Here is a 16,859-nt window from a genome sequence, read left to right as displayed (position 1 = left end):
CACTGGATTCCGGCGGCGCCGGACGGAACCCTGGTGCTCCCGGACGAAGGAGCAGGGTGTGATCGATGACAACGCGGCTTGGCAGCGGCGGGAGGAGCTCAGTCGGCTGGCCACCTCGCACACGGTCGCCATCGACGCACCGGGAAGCCTCGGCTCCGGATTCCTGGTCTCCGAGGACACGGTGCTGACCTGCGCCCACGTCGTACAGGGCTGCCGCGAGGTGTCGGTGACGACGCAGGGGCTCACCATCACGGCCGATGTGATCGAGGTGTTCCCGGAACACGACCCCGCGGCGCGCATCCACGGATTCCCCGATCTCGCCCTGCTGCGTCTCCGCGAGCCGCAACCGCTCCCCGGCGTGTGGCTGGGCGACCGCGCCCCGCAGGAGGGCGCCGAGGTGGTCGTCCACGGATTCAGCCGCCACACCCTGGAGTCCGGCCCACAGCCCGACAGCCTGCGCCTCCACGTGGCCGGAGCGAGCGGACAGTTCGTCAGGCTCCAGGGCGACCAGGTGGTGCCGGGGTTCAGCGGCAGCCCGGTGCTCGACCTGCGGACGGGCCGCGTGTGCGGGGTGCTCAAGACGTCACGCGACGACCGGCAGGTCTCGGGCGGCTGGCTGGTCCCGGTCGACGCGGTGCGGAGCCACTTCCCCGACCTGGCGGAGGCCAACGACGAGTACCACCGGACCGGCACCGCGTGGTGCGACCTCGCGCTGGACCGGGACGGGCGCCAGGCCAGACTGTTCGGACGCGACCGCCCGCGGTCGACCCGACGGCCGCCGACCCCGGCCCAGCTGCTCACCCACGGGGCGATGCCGTTCCTGGACCGCCCGGAGCTGGCCGACCTCAGGCAGTGGTGCGACGACGAGCCCGACCTCCTGCTGCGGCTGCTGCACGCACCGGGCGGCTCCGGCAAGACCAGGCTCGCCACCGAACTGTGCCGCCGCATGTACGAGGCGGGCTGGATCGCCGGCATCGTGGAGCGGAAGGCGATGGAGCGGCCGGAGTGGCCGGCTGAACTCACCGCCGCCCTCGCGGCCGGGATCCCCGCGCTCGTCGTCTTCGACTACGCCCAGGCCCGGCTGGAGGACATCTGCGCCCTGCTCGATCACGTGGACCGTCACGGGCCCGAGCGGATGCGGTTGCGCCTGCTCCTGCTCGCCCGTGCGGACAAGCCGCTCTGGCAGGCGCTGCAGAGCCGCGTCGACGACTGGGCGCTCGCCGACGCGAGCGTGGTCCAGCTCGCCAGGACCGTTCCCGCCCCCGGGGACACCTCTCTGGCCGTCACCGCGTTCAGGGTCTTCGCCGACCGGCTCGGCCACCCGCGGCTCCCCCCACCCCGCACGCTGGAGGCACGTGCCGACCGGGAGGATTCACTGCTGGGCGTGCTCGCGCTCGCGCTGGACGCCGTTCTCACCCTGCAACAGGGCCGCACCTGGTCTCCGGCCGGCGATCCGCTGGAGCGGATCTGCGACCACGAGATCCGGGTCTGGCACTCCTCGCTCACCGCGTGGCTGCCCGGGGAGACGGCGTTCGCCGGCGAGAGCGGCAGGCTCCTGGCCGCAGGGCTCCTCCTGGTCCCCACGCTGGCCAGCGGCAGGCAACGGGCCGATCTCGTCGCCGTGTTGGAGCAGGTGTACGCGGCGGCCTTCCCGCACCGACCGGCACCCGACATGCTCCGCGTCGGCACCGTCCTGGGTGCGCTCTACCCCGCCGAGGGCGACCTGATCGCCCCCCTGAGGCCGAACCGGATCAGCGAGGTCCTGGCCCGCCGGGTGCTCAGTACGCCGGAGAGTTCGGGCCACACCCACGCGTACCTCACCGCGCTGCTGACCCCCACCCGTCCGACCCCCGTGGAGGAGCGGTTCGAGGCGGCGAAGGCGGCCGTCGAGGTCCTCGCCCGAGCCCGCGGCTGCACGACCGTGGGCCGGGTCACCGACCACCCCGCACACCGCGCCCTGGACACCGCTCTGGCGCGTGCCGTCGCCGAGCAGCCGGACGTGCTCCTGCCCGCCCTGGCGGACAACGGCGCCGTGCTGCCCCACGCCGAGCCCCTCGCAGCCGTCATGCTGGCCGCCCTGGAGTCCTGCGCACCGCCGCTGCTCGCCGCCGTGGCGAGGCGGCTGCCCCGCTATCCGTCGAGCATGTCACCGGTCTCGGTCGTCGTCCTGCGCCGCCTCCTGGACCTTCCCGACGCGGAGTTCACCGAGGCGGATCAGCTGCTGAGGCTGCGCCGGCTCGTCGGCTACAGCCTGCGGCTCGACGACATCGACCACGACGGCGGCCGGAGCGAGGCCGCGCTGACCGCCGCCCGGCAGGCCGTCGGGCTCAGCCGCGACCTGGTCCAGCAGACCGGACGCCACCTGCCGGAGTACGCGGCGGCCCTCCACAACCTGAGCCTGCTGCTGCACCACGCCGGCCACACCGTGCCCGCCCTGGAGCAGAGCAGGTCCGCGGTCGCCCACTACGAGGAACTGCTCGCCGAGGAACTCCTCGCCCAGGACCTGCCCGCCGGAGCCGGACCGGGGAACGGCCTGCGGCAGGCCCGTCTGCTCGACACCGCGACCGCCCTGAGCTTCCTCGCCGTACTGCGCCTGGAGGACGGCCAGGTGGACGCGGCCCACGGCGAGGCGACGCGCAGTGTGCGGCTGTGCGAGGCGGCCGGCCCGGGAGCCCGGCAGGAGGACACCCTGCTGTCGTGCGTCGAGGTACTCGCCGAGTGCGACCGACGGACCGGCCGGATCGCCGAGGCGGTGACCTCCGCGGACCACGTCGTCACACTGCTGCGCGAACTGGCGGAACGTCACCCGGGCCGCTACCTGGCCAGGTTGCCCGAAGGGCTGCACCGGCAGGCACTCGCCCTGGCCGGCGCGGGTCGGGACCGGGAGGCGTACCTCGCCATGCGGGAGAGCGCGCAGCTGCGCGAGGACCTCCCGCCCGGAGACCGTCAACGCCGCGCGGCCCAGCGGCAGTCGCTGCGCGTCCTGGCCCAACTCAGCGGGGAGCTGCGGGAGTTCGCCGACGAACGGAAGTCGTGGGTGTCACAACTGGCCGCCATGAGCGATCATGACGAGCGAGGCCGCCTCGCCGGCGGTCCACGCGACGGCAGGCAGGAGCGCCATGACCACCGATGACCGGACGCCCGGCACGCCCGGCACGCCCGGCACGCCCGGCACGCCCGCACCGATCGTGCGTCACGAGGCCGTCGAGGTCTTCGCGAACCGCTTCGGGCAGCTCAACAACGACCTCGTCGTCGGGCCCGGGGGCGCACCCGGCAACTACCTCCGGTGGCAGTGGGCGCAGACCGGTGTCGTGGTGATCCCGGTCGGCCCCGAGGGCATCGCCCTGGTGCCCTCGTACCGCTACCCGGTGGGCGCCGTCTCCCTGGAGTTCCCGCGCGGCGGTTGCGAGCCGGGCGAGAGTCCGGAGGCGGCGGCCGCCCGCGAACTCCGGGAGGAGACCGGCCTCTCGGCCTCCTCCGTGCGGACGCTCGGGCTGGTCCACGCGGACACCGGCCTGATCGAGACCGGCATCCACGTCTGCTGCGCCACCGTCCGCCCCGCGGACAGCGGCTGCGCCCGGCCGGAGGCGATGGAGTCGGTGAGCCCTCCGGTGTGGGTCTCCCCGGAGGAGATGGCCCAGTGGCTGCGGCAGGGCCGGATCACCTGCGGGGTCACGCTCGCCGCCTACGCCCTCGCGACGGCCGACTCCGAAGTGCTGGCCCCGACCGTCAGAGCGTGATCATCCGGTGCAGCGGATCGAGGTGGTGCCGCGGGCCCGTCGCCACCCGGACCTCCTCGTCCCGCGCGGCCGCGCCGGGCTCGGCCACCACGTCGAGCGAAAGGTCCCGGGCCCCGTCGAGCGGCGCCCCGCGCACCTCCAGGCCCGCCCCCAAGCGACCGGTCAGCTGGTCCTCGTCCAGCCTGAAGCGCATCAACCGGGTCTCGCTCTGCAGGCGCGCCCACGCCAGGCCGTCCGTACCGCGGAAGGTGCGGTCGAACGCCTCCAGCATCCACGTGCTGAACTCGTCGACCGCCTCCCGCAGCACCCCGACGTCCGGAAGAAGGCCCCGACGCACTCGGCCGAGCTCCTGCACCAGGGCGTTCCGGGACGGCTGCTCGACGGCCTCCAGCGTTACCTCCAATGGGAGTTGGGACAGCAGCAGGTTGTCGAGCATGACGGCGGGCAGCCCGGTCTCCTCCACGATCCGACGGCTCCTGGCGGCCGACATGGTGCCCGACCCGTCCCTCGGGCCGGCCATGCCGACGTCCAGCACGCCGGGCAGGGCCCGCCGGTAGGACTCGCCCGCCCACTCGTCCACCGACTGCAGCGCGAGGATCAGCTCGGCGCTGCTGCCCGGGTCCTTCACCCGGTACTTGCCCAGCCAGTCCTTGAGCGCCTTGTAGTCGAACGGCTGCTGGTCCCTGATCCAACTCCGCGCGTCTTCCAGCGCGGTCCGCGTACCGCCGGTGGCGCACCGGCCCGCGGCGTCGATCCTGGCCAGCACGCCGGCCTTGAAGCGCGCCGCCACGGCCGTCCCGTCGTAGGACACCGAGTGCGCGGCCGACATCTCCGTCAGCTGCGCGACGTAGGCGGGCTCGGGCACGTTCTCCACGCTCCGCCGCTTGTGGTCGTCCCTGATCCCGTGGAGGGTCTGGCCCTCGCGCAGTGCCACCCGGATCCGGCCGGACTCCAGGAGCGGGGCGAGGTCCGGGAGTGCCGCGCCCCCCGCCGACCACGGGACGTGCCGGGACTCCTCGGCCGAGACGAGTGCCCTGAAGTACTTGTTGTTGAGGCTCTGCGAGTCCCCGATCAGCAGGGCGTCGGCGAAGAGCACGTGCAGCAGCACCCGCGATCGCAGATCCGAGGCCCGGTCGATCGGCGCCGCCGCGTGCGGCTCCACATCGGAGAGATAGATGCGCTCCGCACTCGACGGCGGCAGTTCCGTGCCCATCGGTACCACCCCTTCACCCCTCCATCGGGGTTCTCCTCGTGGATAATAGGACGCCGACTGCCGACCGGTCGCCGGAATTCCGCATTCGATTTCGCGGAATTGATGCCGTTGGAGGAAGAATGTCGGAAATCGTCCAGGTGGAGACGCCCGACGGAGGCACGTTCTGGGCCCGCATCGAGGACCAGGAAGGCCCCAGGGACGTGGCCCTCCGCGATCTCACCTACCGGCTGGACGACCTCACGGACACGCTCCACGCCGTCGTGGGCAGCGTCCGGTCGGGCCTGCGGGCCGCCGCCCCGGACGAGTTCACCCTCGAATTCGGAATCGAGCTCTCCATCAAGTCGGGCCTCCTGGTGAGCGCGGTGGCGGGTTCGAGCGGCAAGGCCGCCCTCAAGGTTTCGGCGACCTGGAAAAAGAACGAGGGGACCACCGCCGCCGTTCGGCCCCAAACGGAAGAGGCGGAAGAAACGGAAGAGTCCGAGGAGACGGAAGAAACGGGCACCTCGGTCGCTTCCGGCGATTGATGCCCTCCGGAGATGTCAGAACGCCCCGGGCCGATCACAGCCCGGGGCGTTCCGCGTTTCGGCCCTCTGACCTGGGCCGGAAGCTGAGCCCCCTGTCGGGTTCGAACCGACGACCCCCGCTTTACAAGAGCGGTGCTCTGGCCAGCTGAGCTAAGGAGGCACGGTGGCCGTCCGCGAAGGATCACGGCGGCACCGGGGGCAGTCTACCGGGCCGGGGTGGCTGGGTGGGGGGATATCCGGGGGTTGACGGGGTGGGCGGGTGCGGAGGGGGCGTGATGGAACCGATGTCGAAATCGGGGCGGAGGGGGCTGACAAGCGACGGAAGCGCAGGTAGCGTCGCCGGGAGTCGGTTCGGGTAGTGGTTCAGACCACTGACGGGCCGACGGAAACCAACGAACCCCCTTTACTCGGATCGTCCGGCACGTTCCTGCCGGTGAAGGAGAGAACGACCATGGCTTCTGTCACGTACGACCAGGCGACCCGCATCTACCCGGGGGCGACCAAGCCCTCGGTGGACGCGCTGGACCTGGAGATCGCGGACGGCGAGTTCCTCGTGCTGGTCGGCCCGTCGGGCTGCGGCAAGTCGACCAGCCTGCGCATGCTGGCCGGTCTGGAGGACGTCAACAGCGGCGCGATCCGGATCGGTGACCGGGACGTCACCCACCTGCCGCCGAAGGACCGGGACATCGCCATGGTGTTCCAGAACTACGCGCTCTACCCGCACATGACCGTCGCCGAGAACATGGGCTTCGCGCTCAAGATCGCCGGCGTGAACAAGGCGGACATCCGCACCAAGGTCGAGGAGGCGGCGAAGATCCTCGACCTCACCGAGTACCTGGACCGCAAGCCGAAGGCGCTCTCCGGCGGTCAGCGCCAGCGCGTCGCGATGGGCCGCGCGATCGTCCGCCAGCCGCAGGTCTTCCTGATGGACGAGCCGCTGTCGAACCTCGACGCCAAGCTCCGCGTCTCGACCCGCACCCAGATCGCCGGCCTGCAGCGCCGCCTGGGCATCACCACGGTCTACGTCACCCACGACCAGACCGAGGCGCTCACCATGGGCGACCGGGTCGCGGTGCTCAAGGACGGTCTGCTGCAGCAGGTCGACACCCCGCGCAACATGTACGACAAGCCCGCCAACCTGTTCGTGGCCGGCTTCATCGGCTCGCCCGCCATGAACCTGGTCGAGGTGCCGCTGGTGGACGGCGGCGTGAAGTTCGGCGGCTCGGTGGTCAACATCTCGCGCGAGAACCTGGCCGGCGCCGGCACCGACAAGACGGTGATCGTCGGCATCCGCCCCGAGCACTTCCAGGTCGTCGACGCCGGGGGCATCGAGGGCGTCGCGGTGACGGTGAACGTGGTCGAGGAGCTCGGCTCGGACGGCTTCGTCTACGGCACCACCCAGATCGGCGGCGTGGACAAGGACTTGGTCGTCCGGGTGCCCGGCCGCCAGATCCCGACCCGCGGCGAGACCATCCACGTGGTGCCGATCGCCCAGGAGACCCACGTCTTCGCCACCAGCAGCGGCGTGCGCCTGAGCGTCTGCGACTGAGGCAGCCGATACGCGTGACGGAGCCCGTCGGACCCCTTCCGGTCCGGCGGGCTCCGTCCGTACACCCCCACGTCAACACGGTGCAGGGACGAACCCGGACACCCTTCACTCGATGGTGTAACGGAGGGCGATACCGCCCGCACCCACCGCTACTCTCCTGAGGGTGAAGCAGCTTGTGCGCCGTATCGGCCAGACCGTCGCCCTGACCCTGCCGGTCGTCCTGGTGACCACCGGCACCCTCGCCGTGACCCGGGTCCCGTGGGCCCCACCGACCGGGCTCGACCAGCAGGTCGTGGCGGCGTCCAGCGGCGACGGCGCCGGGATCGGGCGCTCCGCCACCGCCACCACCAAGACGGACGGGCTCGCCCCGCAGGAGTCGCTGCGGGTGGCGCTGCTGGACGAGCTGCGCGCCAAGAACCCGTCGGCGGCGCTGGACCTGCTGGAGCGCTCGATGCGCGAGCAGCCCTCGCTGACGCCCTACTGCACCTCGCTGGCCACCGAGTTGGGCAAGGCCGCGGTGCGCAAGTACCAGGGCGACGTGCAGCGGGCCCGTTCCTTCGCCCGCCCGGTCTGCGACGGCTCCTTCGCGGCCGGCATCGCCGGCTGACGGTCGCCGGTCAGCGACTGTCGGCCAACAGTCGTCGACCGACAGTCGTCGGCCGACGTTCGCCGACCGGCGGAAGGCGTCAACCCCCGTCTGGCGTCCTATTGTTCAGGCATGACCGCTGACTCCGGCCCCACCGCCGACCTCGCGTCCTCGCAGCCCCACCAGCCCCGGCCGACCACGACGCCCGTCACCCAGGCCGTGATCCTGGCCGGCGGCCAGGGTTCCCGGCTGCGGCCCTACACGGACGACCGCCCCAAGCCGCTGGTCGAGATCCCGGGGACGGGCATCCCGATCCTCGGCCACCAGCTGGCCTGGCTGGCAGCCGAGGGCGTCACCGACGTCGTGGTGTCCTGCGGCCACCTCGCCGACGTGCTGGAGGAGTGGCTCGGCCGTGCGGACCTGCCGCTGCGGGTCCGCACGGTGGTCGAGGCCGAGCCGCTGGGGCGCGGCGGCGGCCTGAAGCTCGCCGCGAAGGCGCTGCCGCGCCCGGACGAGCCCTGGTACGCCACCAACGGCGACATCTGGACCCGCTTCAGCCTGCGCGACATGGCCGCCTTCCACCACGAGCGGGATGCCGTCGCGACGCTCGCGCTGGCCCGGCCGCGCATCCCGTGGGGCGCCGTGGAGACCGACCAGTTCGGCAACGTGCTGGACTTCATCGAGGCCCCGCCCTCGCCCTTCCTGATCAACGCCGGCCTGTACGTGTTCAGCCCGGAGTTCGCCGAGCTGCTGCCGGACGTGGGCGACCACGAGCGCACCACCTTCCCCCAGCTCGCCCGCAGCAAGCGGCTCGCCGGCTACCAGTTGGCGCTGGGCGTGTACTGGCGCGCCATCGACACGGCGAAGGACCTCACCGAGGCGGCCAAGGAGCTCGCCGCCTACCGCGACAGCGCCCAGTGACGGCCGTACCGCGACAGCGCCCAGTGACAGCCGCCCGATGACACCCGCGCAAAAGCGCTACGGCCGGGTGCTCCCCCACGGAGCACCCGGCCGTAGCGCGCCCGGCGGCCTCAGGTGGCGGTCGGCGTCCCCGGACGGGAGGACTGCCCACCGGACAGGTCCGCCAGCGGCCCGCTGCCCAGCACCCCGCCGAGCAGCCCGGAGCCGTTGCTCGGGCTGGGCTTGGGCGCCGTGCCCGAGCCGCCGGGGGCCGGGGTCCGCTGGGCCGGCGCGGAGCCGGACCCGGCGGACGGGGCGGACGCCGCCGGGGAGGAACCGCCGGTCTCGGCCTTGCCGGAGTGCTTGCCGCTCGGCGAGGCACCGGCCGACTTGGCGGGGGCGGTGGAGGGCGTGGTGGCGCTCGGCGTCGGGGTGGCCGGGTGCGGGGCCGCGGGCGGGGGCGAGGTGGACGTGCCCTGTCCGCCCGGGGCGCCGGACGGGCTGCCCGACGGCCAGACCGGGGTGCCGTAGTCGGTGGCCGGACGGCCCGGTGCCTGGTGCGGCCGGGCGCCGGTGCGGACGGCCGCGCCCAGCATCGAGCCGAGCAGCAGGGTCAGGCCGACCACGACGGTGGTGACCACCGCGCCCCGGCGCAGCACCCGGCGGCGCAGGACGCCCGGCGCGCCCGCGCCGATCCGCCGCCAGGCCTCCAGGTTGAGCCGCCCGTCGAGCGAGGCGAAGGGTGCCCCGGCGATCAGCAGCGGGCTCCAGGCCGCGAGGAAGATCAGGTCGGGGGTGTCGTAGACCGGTACGGCCCGCCAGCTGACGGTGAACAGCAGCGCGGCGGAGAGCAGCATCGCCGCTCCGGCCGCGAGCCGCTGCCAGAGGCCGAGGATGGTGAGCACGCCGACCACGATCTCGGTGAACGACACCACCAGGCCGGAGCCGACGGGGTGCCCCATCGCGAAGGCGAGCAGCGGCTCGGCGACCTTCCACGGGTGCAGCGAGGAGAGCCAGCGCATCATCGAGCCGCGCTCGCCGCCGTCGAAGTACACCGGGTCGCAGAGCTTGCTGAACCCGGCGTAGACGGAGAGCGAGCCGAGCACGGCGCGCAGCGGCAGCAGCACCAGGCCGAGGTCGACCCGGCGGCCGGGGTACCAGGGCTGCCTGCCCTCGGCCTCGGCGGCGGAGACCTCGGGCAGTTCGCCGCTGGGGGTCCAGCCGTGCGGCTCGCCGACCGGGCCGACGCCGGCGTGGGTGGCGGTGCCGGTGCCCTCGCGCGGCTGGCGGGGGACGGTCCGGGCGCCGGCGTAGGCCGGGAGCACCTGGGTGTCGGCCTCGTCCAGGTCGATGCCCGCCGGGGAGCCGTTGGTCCGCACCGCCTCCAGCAGCCGGGTGGCCGCGAGGTCCCCGGGGGCCGCCTGGCCGGTCCAGGTGACGGCGGTGACCCGGCCCTTGCGGCGCGGTGCGCCGCCGCCGGCCCCGGCGGCGGCCCCGGCCAGCGCCGGGACGGCGGAGGCGGGTACGACGACCTGCGGGGTGACCAGCGGACGGCGGATCAGGCCCTGGTTGGCGTACGGGTCGCCGAACGCGGCGCCGGTGGACAGGAGTCCGACCGGGGCCTCGATCAGCGGCGCCACCGGGGCGCCGAGCCGGAGCCGGAAGCTCGCCTGGGTGCTGCTGAGGCGCGAGGGGTCCGACGGCACCTTGACGGTGTCGAGCCCTGGGCCCGCGTCCATCCCGGTGCTGCCGCCGCCGAACAGGGGGCGTCGAGGTGTTCTGGTGTCCACGTCCACGCCCGTCTAACCGGGTGACGGCCGCTTAGGACACTCTCCCGAGTGGATGTCCGGCGCATACTTGAAGTGATCATGAGAAAAGCGATCGGACCCGGTCGGGCCCGATCGCTTTTCACTCGGATCGCGGGGAATTCAGAAGATCCCCTGCGGGCGGGACGCCCGCTGTGCTCAGCGCTTGGCGCGCAGCCGCGCGGCCTCGTACAGCACGATGCCCGCCGCGACACCGGCGTTCAGCGACTCGGTCAGGCCGCTCATCGGGATCCGAACCCGCATGTCGCAGGTCTCCGAGACCAGCCGGGACAGGCCCTTGCCCTCGCTGCCCGCGACGACCACCACGGGGCCGGTCAGCAGCTCCAGGTCGCCCAGCTCGGCCTCGCCGTCGGCGGCCAGGCCGACGACCATCAGGCCGGCCTTCTGGTAGGCCTCCAGGGTGCGGGTCAGGTTGGTGGCGCGGGCGACGGGCAGTCGGGCCGCGGCACCGGAGGAAGTCTTCCAGGCACCGGCGGTCATGCCGGCCGCGCGACGCTCGGGGATGACCACGCCGTGCGCGCCGAAGGCGGCGGCGGAGCGGACCACGGCGCCCAGGTTGCGCGAGTCGGTGACCCCGTCCAGCGCGATGATCAGCGCGTCCTGACCGGCGTCGGCGGCGTCGGCCAGCAGGTCCTCGGGGTGGGCGTACTCGTACGGCGGGACCTGCAGCACCAGGCCCTGGTGGTTCATCCCACCGGTCATCTGGTCCAGCTGCGCGCGCGGGGCCTCCATCAGCGGGATGCCACGGTCGTTGGCGGCCTGGAAGGCGTCGCGGACCCGGTCGTCGGTGTCGACGAACTGCTGCACGTACAGCGCGTTGGCCGGGACGTCGCCCTGCAGGGCCTCGACCACCGAGTTGCGGCCGAAGACCAGCTCGGCGCTGCCCGCGCCGCCGCGGCCGCCGCGGCCGCCGGCGCCGGCCCGGCGCATGCCGGCCCGGGCCTTGGCGTCCCGCTCGCGCTTGAGCGCGGCGTTGGCGGCCCGCTGCTTGGGGTGGCCCTTGCGCGCCTCACCGGGCGGGGTCGGGCCCTTGCCCTCCAGTGCCCTCCGGCTGTGCCCGCCGGTACCGACAGACGCGCCCTTCTTCGATCCGGGGTTGCGGCGGTTCCTGCGCTGGCTGTTGCCGGCCATGGCTGTACTTCCTGTCTGTCCGGCATGCCCGGCCGTCCCGCTCGGTGCGGCGGCGGCCGACGGCATGCGCTACGTCATGCGGGAGGGCCGCACCGGTCCGGTACGGCCCACCCATCACCCCTATCGTCAGATGGGGTTACTGGCTGTTGATCGTCCAGCGCGGGCCGGACGGGGTGTCCTCGATCACCAGCCCGGCCAGGCCGAGCTGGTCGCGGATGGCGTCCGCGGTGGCGAAGTCCTTGCGCTGGCGCGCCGCCTGCCGCTGGTCCAGGACCAGACGGACCAGCGAGTCGACCACGCCGTGGAGGTCCTCACCGCGCTCCGCCCCGGTCCACTGCGGGGCGAGCGGGTCGAGGCCCAGTACACCGAGCATCGCACGGACCTCGGCCAGTCGCGCCACCACGCTCTCCTTGTCGTCCGCGTTCAGGGCGCTGTTGCCCTGGCGGACGGCGGTGTGCACGACGGCCAGCGCCTGCGGGACGCCGAGGTCGTCGTCCATCGCCTCGGCGAAGGCCGGCGGCACCTCGGGCGCCGCGTCGACCTCGCCGCAGCGCTCGACGGCCCGCTGGATGAAACCCTCGATCCGGCCGAACCCGGCCTCGGCCTCGCGCAGCGCGTCCTCGCTGTACTCGATCATCGAGCGGTAGTGCGCGGCGCCCAGGTAGTAGCGGAGCACGATCGGCCGCCACCGCTGGACCATCTCGGAGACCAGCACCGAGTTGCCGAGCGACTTGCTCATCTTCTCGCCGGCCATGGTGACCCAGGCGTTGTGCACCCAGAAGGCGGCGAAGTCGTCGCCGTAGGCCTTGGACTGGGCGATCTCGTTCTCGTGGTGCGGGAAGATCAGGTCCAGCCCGCCGCCGTGGATGTCGAAGGCCGCGCCCAGGTACTTGTGGGCCATCGCCGAGCACTCCAGGTGCCAGCCCGGGCGGCCGCGGCCCCACGGGGTGTCCCAGCTCGGCTCGCCCGGCTTGGCGGACTTCCACATCGCGAAGTCGCGCTGGTCGCGCTTGCCGGTCTCGCCCTCGCCCTCGGGCTGGCGCAGGTCGGCCAGCTTCTGGTTGGAGAGCGCGAGGTAGTCGGGGTACGACTTCACGTCGAAGTAGACGTTGCCGTCGGCCGCGTAGGCGTGGCCCTTGGCGATCAGCCCCCGCATCATCTCGATCATCTCGGGGATGTGCCCGGTGGCCCGCGGCTCGACGGTCGGCGGCAGGCAGCCGAGCGCGCTGTAACCGTCGTTGAAGGCGCGCTCGTTCTCGTAGGCGATCTGCCACCACGGCGTGCCGAGCTCGCGCTCCTTGGCGATCACCTTGTCGTCGATGTCGGTGACGTTGCGGGCGAAGGTCACCTGGTAGCCGCGGTAGGCGAACCACCGCTGCATGATGTCGAAGTTGAGGCCGGACCGGATGTGCCCGATGTGTGGCGCCGACTGGACGGTAGCGCCGCACAGGTAGATCGAGACACAACCCGGTACAAGCGGGACGAAGTCGCGTACCTGGCGGGTGCTGGTGTCGTACAGACGAATGCTCACAGCGTCAAGCGTAGTGGGCAGCGGGGGGTGCCCCGCGACATTACCGGGGAACGGCAGGGCGTTCCCCAGGAACGGCGGGGTGCGATCCCGGGGAAACGCCGGCCGTCCGCAGCGGTCAGATGCTGCCGACCACCTTGCGCGGCGAGAGCCGGACGACCACCCGGACGTCCTCCGGACCGTCCCAGGTGTACTCGTCCACACCGCGGTACTTGGCGGCCAACTCGTTGATCAGCTCCCGGCCGCCCTCGGTGGTCAGCGTGACCGAACCGCGGGCCTCCAGGTACTCGTACGGGCTCTCCGCCGGGTTGATCAGGATCGAGACGCGCGGGTCCTTCACCAGGTTGAGGTGCTTACGGCGGCCCTCGACGGTGGAGAACAGGATGTCCTCACCGTCCCGCTTGACCCAGACCACCGAGGACTGGGGGCTGCCGTCGGGCTGGATCGTGGAGACCACGGCGAAGCTCTTGCCGTCGAGCAGTTCCTTGGCCTTGTCGGAGAGTTGCGCACTCATCGGGTTCCCTCTTCTCATCGGCGGCGGTACGAGCCCGGCAGGACGACCGCGCGGGCCCGGACCGAACACTATCGATCCGAGCCCTCACGACAACCGGTGAACACCCGTCAGCACCGAGTTATTCCAGGGCCGTTGAGCGCGCGGGCTCAACGCCGCTCGTACACCACCGCGGTGGCGATCGCGGCCAGCCCCTCGGCCCGGCCGGTCAGGCCCAGGCCGTCGGTGGTGGTGCCGGAGACCGAGACCGGCGCGCCGGCCGCCTCGGACAGCGCGGCCTGCGCCTCGGCGCGCCGCTTGCCGATCTTCGGCCGCACACCGATCACCTGGACCGCGATGTTGCCGATCTCGAAGCCCGCCTCGCGCACCAGCCGGGCCGCCTCGCCGAGCAGCTTCACCCCGGAGGCACCGGCCCACTCCGGGCGGTCGGTGCCGAAGTGGGCGCCCAGGTCGCCGATCCCGGCGGCCGAGAACAGGGCGTCGCAGGAGGCGTGGGCGGCGACGTCGGCGTCCGAGTGCCCGGCCAGCCCGAACTCGGCGTCCGGCCACTCCAGTCCGGCCACCCAGAGCGGGCGGCCGGCCTCGAAGGCGTGCACATCGGTGCCGATCCCCACCCGGGGGATCAGGGGCTCAGTAGGCATCGGCGGCCCTCCGGCGGGCGAGTACGGCCTCGGCGAGCACGAGGTCCAACGGACGGGTGACCTTGAACGCCTCCTCGTGGCCGGGCACCACGACGACGGTGCCGCCGTAGCGCTCCACCAGTCCGGCGTCGTCGGTGACGGGCGGGGCGTCGGCGCCGCCCGCGGCCTCCTCGGCCAGCGCCTTGGCGTGCACCTCGACCAGGGTGGCCCGGTCGAAGCCCTGCGGGGTCTGCACCGCGCGCAGGGTGGCCCGCTCGGGCGTGTCGACGACCGGCTCGGGGTGGCCCGGGTTGGGCTCGACCCGCTTCACGGTGTCGGCCAGCGGCACCGCGGGCACCACCGCCCCGGCCCCGGCCCGGACGGCGGCCGCGACGGCGTCCACCACCTCGACCGGGACGAGCGGGCGGGCCGCGTCGTGCACCAGGACGATCCCGACCTCCTCGGGGATAGCGGCCAGGCCCAGCCGGACCGACTCCTGGCGGGTCGCGCCGCCGGCCACCACCCGGATGTCCTTGCCGTCCAGCCCGTGGCTGTCCAGCAGGGCGACCACCTCGGCCACCCCGTCGGCGGGCGCGGCGACCACGACCAGGCCGACCGCCCGGCTGCGGGCGAGGGCCCGTACGGCGTGCACCAGGAGCGGCACGCCACCCAGTTCCCGCAGGGCCTTCGGGGCACCGGGCCCCAGCCGCTCACCGCGTCCGGCGGCGGGCACCACTGCTGCTGCGACTGCTCCTGAGGCGTTCAGGTTTCACTCCTTCGGCGAAGTGGGTATGGCCTTGGCGTGCCCGGCGGGCGCGGGGGCCCCTTCCGAAGAACCACTGGTCCACTGCCCGCCGCACACCTGCGCAGAAACGGTCTTGCAGGCCTGGGCCGGCTCGGGCGGGGGGGCGTCGTCCGGACACGCCTCAGCGCCCGGAGTGCCACTGCACCACCCCCGGACGATCCGTCCTGGGAGCGGCGCGCCGGCACCGGGCGCTGTGGGCGATGGGCGGCAGCCCGACTGCACTACGAGGCGAGGACCTCGTCGAGCAGCGTCTCCGCCTTGTCCTCGTTGGTGTTCTCCGCCAGCGCGAGCTCGCTGACGAGGATCTGGCGCGCCTTCGCGAGCATCCGCTTCTCGCCGGCCGAGAGGCCGCGCTCGCGCTCGCGACGCCAGAGGTCGCGCACGACCTCGGCGACCTTGATGACGTCGCCCGAGGCGAGCTTCTCCAGGTTCGCCTTGTAGCGACGGGACCAGTTGGTCGGCTCTTCGGTGTACGGTGCGCGAAGCACCTCGAAGACCCGGTCCAGACCCTCCTGGCCGACCACATCGCGCACGCCGACGAACTCCGCGTTCTCGGCGGGCACGCGGAGCGTCAGGTCTCCCTGCTGCACCTTGAGCACCAGGTAGGTCTTGTCCACACCTTTGATCTGGCGAATTTCGATGGCCTCGATCAGCGCGGCCCCGTGATGGGGGTAGACCACCGTGTCGCCAACCTTGAACGTCATGTGACAGGACCCCTTCCGTGGCTTTCCAGAATAACACGCCTTGCGGCGCACCCGAAGGGCGTTTTCGCAGGTCAGGGCCGGTCTCGGGGCTTGACAACCACCCCCATGACGTGCTGCGGCCGATGTTCGAGAGGGGCTTCCCGCAGGTCGGAGGCGGTTCCGACGTCGGACGAAACCCTTGCGCAACACCCCCGCAGCCATGATTGGATCTTGAGCTTTCGCCTCTTTTCCAGCCGTGACCCGATCGTTATTCGATCTTGGTCGAAGCTTGTCCTTCGACCGACCCGTTCATGCCACGGGTACCGCCGGACGGCCCCCGCAGGGCCCCGGGAGTGCGACACGGGGACCACCCCGTGAGGAGCGCATAAGTGAGGTCGATAATCTGAGACCTGACCTGTCGACACGTGACCTAGGAGAAGCCGCCGCCGTGAGCCGCAGCCTTCGACGCGGCAGCATCGCCGCCATCGCCGCCATCGCCATCGCCTCGCTGTCTTCCTGCGCCGCCGGCACCACGCCGGACACCTTGCAGGTCAAGCCCGACAACGCGGCGGCGACCCTGGGGACGACCCTTCGACTCAACAACATCGTGCTCGTCACCGGGGTCGGCACCTCGGGTGACTACACGGGCCCCGCCAACGTGGTCGTGAACATCTCCAACACGGCCAGCACCCCGGCGGAGCTGCAGTCGATCACCGTCGGCAACGCCGCCGCCACCTTCGCGGACGCCGCGGGCGCCCCCCAGTCCAGCATCATCGTGCCGGCCGGCGGCTCCGTGGTGCTCGGCGGCCAGGGCAACCCGTCCGCCACCGTCAGCTCGGCCGCCGTCCACATCGGCGGCTTCGCCACCACCACCTTCGCGTTCAAGGACGGCCAGAAGGTCGACGCCCAGGCCAGCGTGAGCCCGGACTCGGACAAGGGCCTGTACAAGGGCTTCGGCCCGACCCCGGCCGCCACGCCCACCCCGGCCGCCATGCCCACCAAGGCCGCCTCCACGGCCGCGACCGCCCCGGCCACGCCGTCCGCCGGTGCCACCGTCCCGGGCGCTCCGGTCACCCCGTCGGCCGCGGCCACCCCGTCGACGGGCGCCACCGTCGCGGGTACGCCGGTCGCCCCGGTCGCCGGTGCCACCGCGACGGCGACCGCTCCGGCCGCCCACTGACGCAGTCGTGGCAACGCGGAAGGCCCCCCGCCGGCAGTCGCCGGCGGGGGGCCTTCCGCGTCT

General features: G+C 72.7%; 15 protein-coding genes and 1 tRNA gene. 7 read left to right on the top strand and 9 right to left on the bottom strand.

What is annotated here, in order from left to right; genetic code table 11:
* Positions 1-58: 58 nt before the first annotated feature.
* The gene (locus ACIG5E_RS05685) at positions 59-3,133 is read left to right on the top strand and encodes a trypsin-like peptidase domain-containing protein (RefSeq protein WP_396531675.1); all 3,075 of its coding nucleotides are present in this window, start codon (positions 59-61) and stop codon (positions 3,131-3,133) included.
* On the top strand, positions 3,120-3,740 hold the full coding sequence (locus ACIG5E_RS05680) for an NUDIX hydrolase (RefSeq protein ID WP_396531673.1): 621 nt from the start codon (positions 3,120-3,122) through the stop codon (positions 3,738-3,740). Before ACIG5E_RS05685 ends, ACIG5E_RS05680 begins: the two co-directional genes overlap by 14 nt.
* Here ACIG5E_RS05680 and ACIG5E_RS05675 read toward each other — a convergent pair.
* The gene (locus tag ACIG5E_RS05675; RefSeq protein ID WP_396531671.1) at positions 3,730-4,953 is read right to left on the bottom strand and encodes a hypothetical protein; all 1,224 of its coding nucleotides are present in this window, start codon (positions 4,951-4,953) and stop codon (positions 3,730-3,732) included. The two genes, ACIG5E_RS05680 and ACIG5E_RS05675, sit on opposite strands and share 11 nt — an antisense overlap.
* Before the next feature lie 119 nt (positions 4,954-5,072).
* Between ACIG5E_RS05675 and ACIG5E_RS05670 the strand changes: the two genes are divergently transcribed.
* Complete coding sequence (locus tag ACIG5E_RS05670) at positions 5,073-5,477, top strand: CU044_2847 family protein (RefSeq protein ID WP_396531670.1); 405 nt, start codon at positions 5,073-5,075, stop codon at positions 5,475-5,477.
* Positions 5,478-5,563: 86 nt separating this feature from the next.
* Here ACIG5E_RS05670 and ACIG5E_RS05665 read toward each other — a convergent pair.
* Positions 5,564-5,637, bottom strand: a tRNA-Thr gene (locus ACIG5E_RS05665).
* Between the two features lie 291 nt (positions 5,638-5,928).
* Here ACIG5E_RS05665 and ACIG5E_RS05660 point away from each other — a divergent pair.
* The 3 genes from ACIG5E_RS05660 to ACIG5E_RS05650 all read left to right on the top strand — a co-directional run bounded on the left by ACIG5E_RS05660 (position 5,929) and on the right by ACIG5E_RS05650 (position 8,533).
* Entirely contained in the window at positions 5,929-7,026 is a 1,098-nt protein-coding gene (locus ACIG5E_RS05660) for an ABC transporter ATP-binding protein (protein ID WP_396531669.1), read from the top strand.
* 163 nt (positions 7,027-7,189) lie between these two features.
* Positions 7,190-7,633: a hypothetical protein gene (locus tag ACIG5E_RS05655; RefSeq protein WP_396531667.1), complete on the top strand. Its 444-nt coding sequence runs from the start codon at positions 7,190-7,192 to the stop codon at positions 7,631-7,633.
* Between the two features lie 111 nt (positions 7,634-7,744).
* On the top strand, positions 7,745-8,533 hold the full coding sequence (locus tag ACIG5E_RS05650) for an NDP-sugar synthase (protein ID WP_396531665.1): 789 nt from the start codon (positions 7,745-7,747) through the stop codon (positions 8,531-8,533).
* 110 nt (positions 8,534-8,643) lie between these two features.
* Here the strand turns inward: ACIG5E_RS05650 and ACIG5E_RS05645 are convergent, their stop codons facing one another.
* The 7 genes from ACIG5E_RS05645 to ACIG5E_RS05615 all read right to left on the bottom strand — a co-directional run bounded on the left by ACIG5E_RS05645 (position 8,644) and on the right by ACIG5E_RS05615 (position 15,637).
* Positions 8,644-10,308, bottom strand: a complete 1,665-nt coding sequence (locus tag ACIG5E_RS05645) for a DoxX family membrane protein (RefSeq protein ID WP_396531664.1) — start codon at positions 10,306-10,308, stop codon at positions 8,644-8,646.
* Between the two features lie 168 nt (positions 10,309-10,476).
* Complete coding sequence (gene rlmB, locus ACIG5E_RS05640) at positions 10,477-11,469, bottom strand: 23S rRNA (guanosine(2251)-2'-O)-methyltransferase RlmB (protein ID WP_396531662.1); 993 nt, start codon at positions 11,467-11,469, stop codon at positions 10,477-10,479.
* 136 nt (positions 11,470-11,605) lie between these two features.
* A complete protein-coding gene (gene cysS, locus ACIG5E_RS05635) occupies positions 11,606-13,000 on the bottom strand; it encodes a cysteine--tRNA ligase (RefSeq protein ID WP_396531660.1) in 1,395 nt (464 codons plus the stop codon).
* A gap of 115 nt (positions 13,001-13,115) precedes the next feature.
* Positions 13,116-13,511: a PPOX class F420-dependent oxidoreductase gene (locus ACIG5E_RS05630; protein WP_396531658.1), complete on the bottom strand. Its 396-nt coding sequence runs from the start codon at positions 13,509-13,511 to the stop codon at positions 13,116-13,118.
* Between the two features lie 146 nt (positions 13,512-13,657).
* Positions 13,658-14,149: a 2-C-methyl-D-erythritol 2,4-cyclodiphosphate synthase gene (gene ispF, locus ACIG5E_RS05625; RefSeq protein ID WP_396531656.1), complete on the bottom strand. Its 492-nt coding sequence runs from the start codon at positions 14,147-14,149 to the stop codon at positions 13,658-13,660.
* Complete coding sequence (gene ispD, locus ACIG5E_RS05620) at positions 14,139-14,894, bottom strand: 2-C-methyl-D-erythritol 4-phosphate cytidylyltransferase (RefSeq protein ID WP_396531904.1); 756 nt, start codon at positions 14,892-14,894, stop codon at positions 14,139-14,141. Before ispD ends, ispF begins: the two co-directional genes overlap by 11 nt.
* Positions 14,895-15,154: 260 nt before the next feature.
* Complete coding sequence (locus ACIG5E_RS05615; RefSeq protein WP_030244332.1) at positions 15,155-15,637, bottom strand: CarD family transcriptional regulator; 483 nt, start codon at positions 15,635-15,637, stop codon at positions 15,155-15,157.
* A 427-nt stretch (positions 15,638-16,064) separates the two neighbouring features.
* Here ACIG5E_RS05615 and ACIG5E_RS05610 point away from each other — a divergent pair, with 427 nt between their 5' ends.
* Positions 16,065-16,796 carry a DUF461 domain-containing protein gene (locus tag ACIG5E_RS05610; protein ID WP_396531654.1) on the top strand — a complete coding sequence of 244 codons (732 nt, stop codon included), beginning with the start codon at positions 16,065-16,067 and terminating at the stop codon, positions 16,794-16,796.
* Positions 16,797-16,859 lie beyond the last annotated feature (63 nt).

Origin of the sequence: Kitasatospora sp. NPDC053057 (assembly GCF_044546945.1) — a bacterium.
Classification (GTDB): Bacteria; Actinomycetota; Actinomycetes; order Streptomycetales; family Streptomycetaceae; genus Kitasatospora.
The sequence above is the reverse complement of the archived record's forward strand: the minus strand, read 5'-3'. Positions and strand labels throughout refer to the sequence as shown.

Coding starts and splice junctions, on each gene's coding strand:
- ACIG5E_RS05680 (WP_396531673.1), top strand. CDS start 3,120: ATGACCACCGATGACCGGACGCCCGGCACGCCCGGCACGCCCGGCACG.
- ACIG5E_RS05675 (WP_396531671.1), bottom strand. CDS start 4,953: ATGGGCACGGAACTGCCGCCGTCGAGTGCGGAGCGCATCTATCTCTCC.
- ACIG5E_RS05670 (WP_396531670.1), top strand. CDS start 5,073: ATGTCGGAAATCGTCCAGGTGGAGACGCCCGACGGAGGCACGTTCTGG.
- ACIG5E_RS05660 (WP_396531669.1), top strand. CDS start 5,929: ATGGCTTCTGTCACGTACGACCAGGCGACCCGCATCTACCCGGGGGCG.
- ACIG5E_RS05650 (WP_396531665.1), top strand. CDS start 7,745: ATGACCGCTGACTCCGGCCCCACCGCCGACCTCGCGTCCTCGCAGCCC.
- rlmB (WP_396531662.1), bottom strand. CDS start 11,469: ATGGCCGGCAACAGCCAGCGCAGGAACCGCCGCAACCCCGGATCGAAG.
- ACIG5E_RS05630 (WP_396531658.1), bottom strand. CDS start 13,511: ATGAGTGCGCAACTCTCCGACAAGGCCAAGGAACTGCTCGACGGCAAG.
- ispF (WP_396531656.1), bottom strand. CDS start 14,149: ATGCCTACTGAGCCCCTGATCCCCCGGGTGGGGATCGGCACCGATGTG.
- ACIG5E_RS05615 (WP_030244332.1), bottom strand. CDS start 15,637: ATGACGTTCAAGGTTGGCGACACGGTGGTCTACCCCCATCACGGGGCC.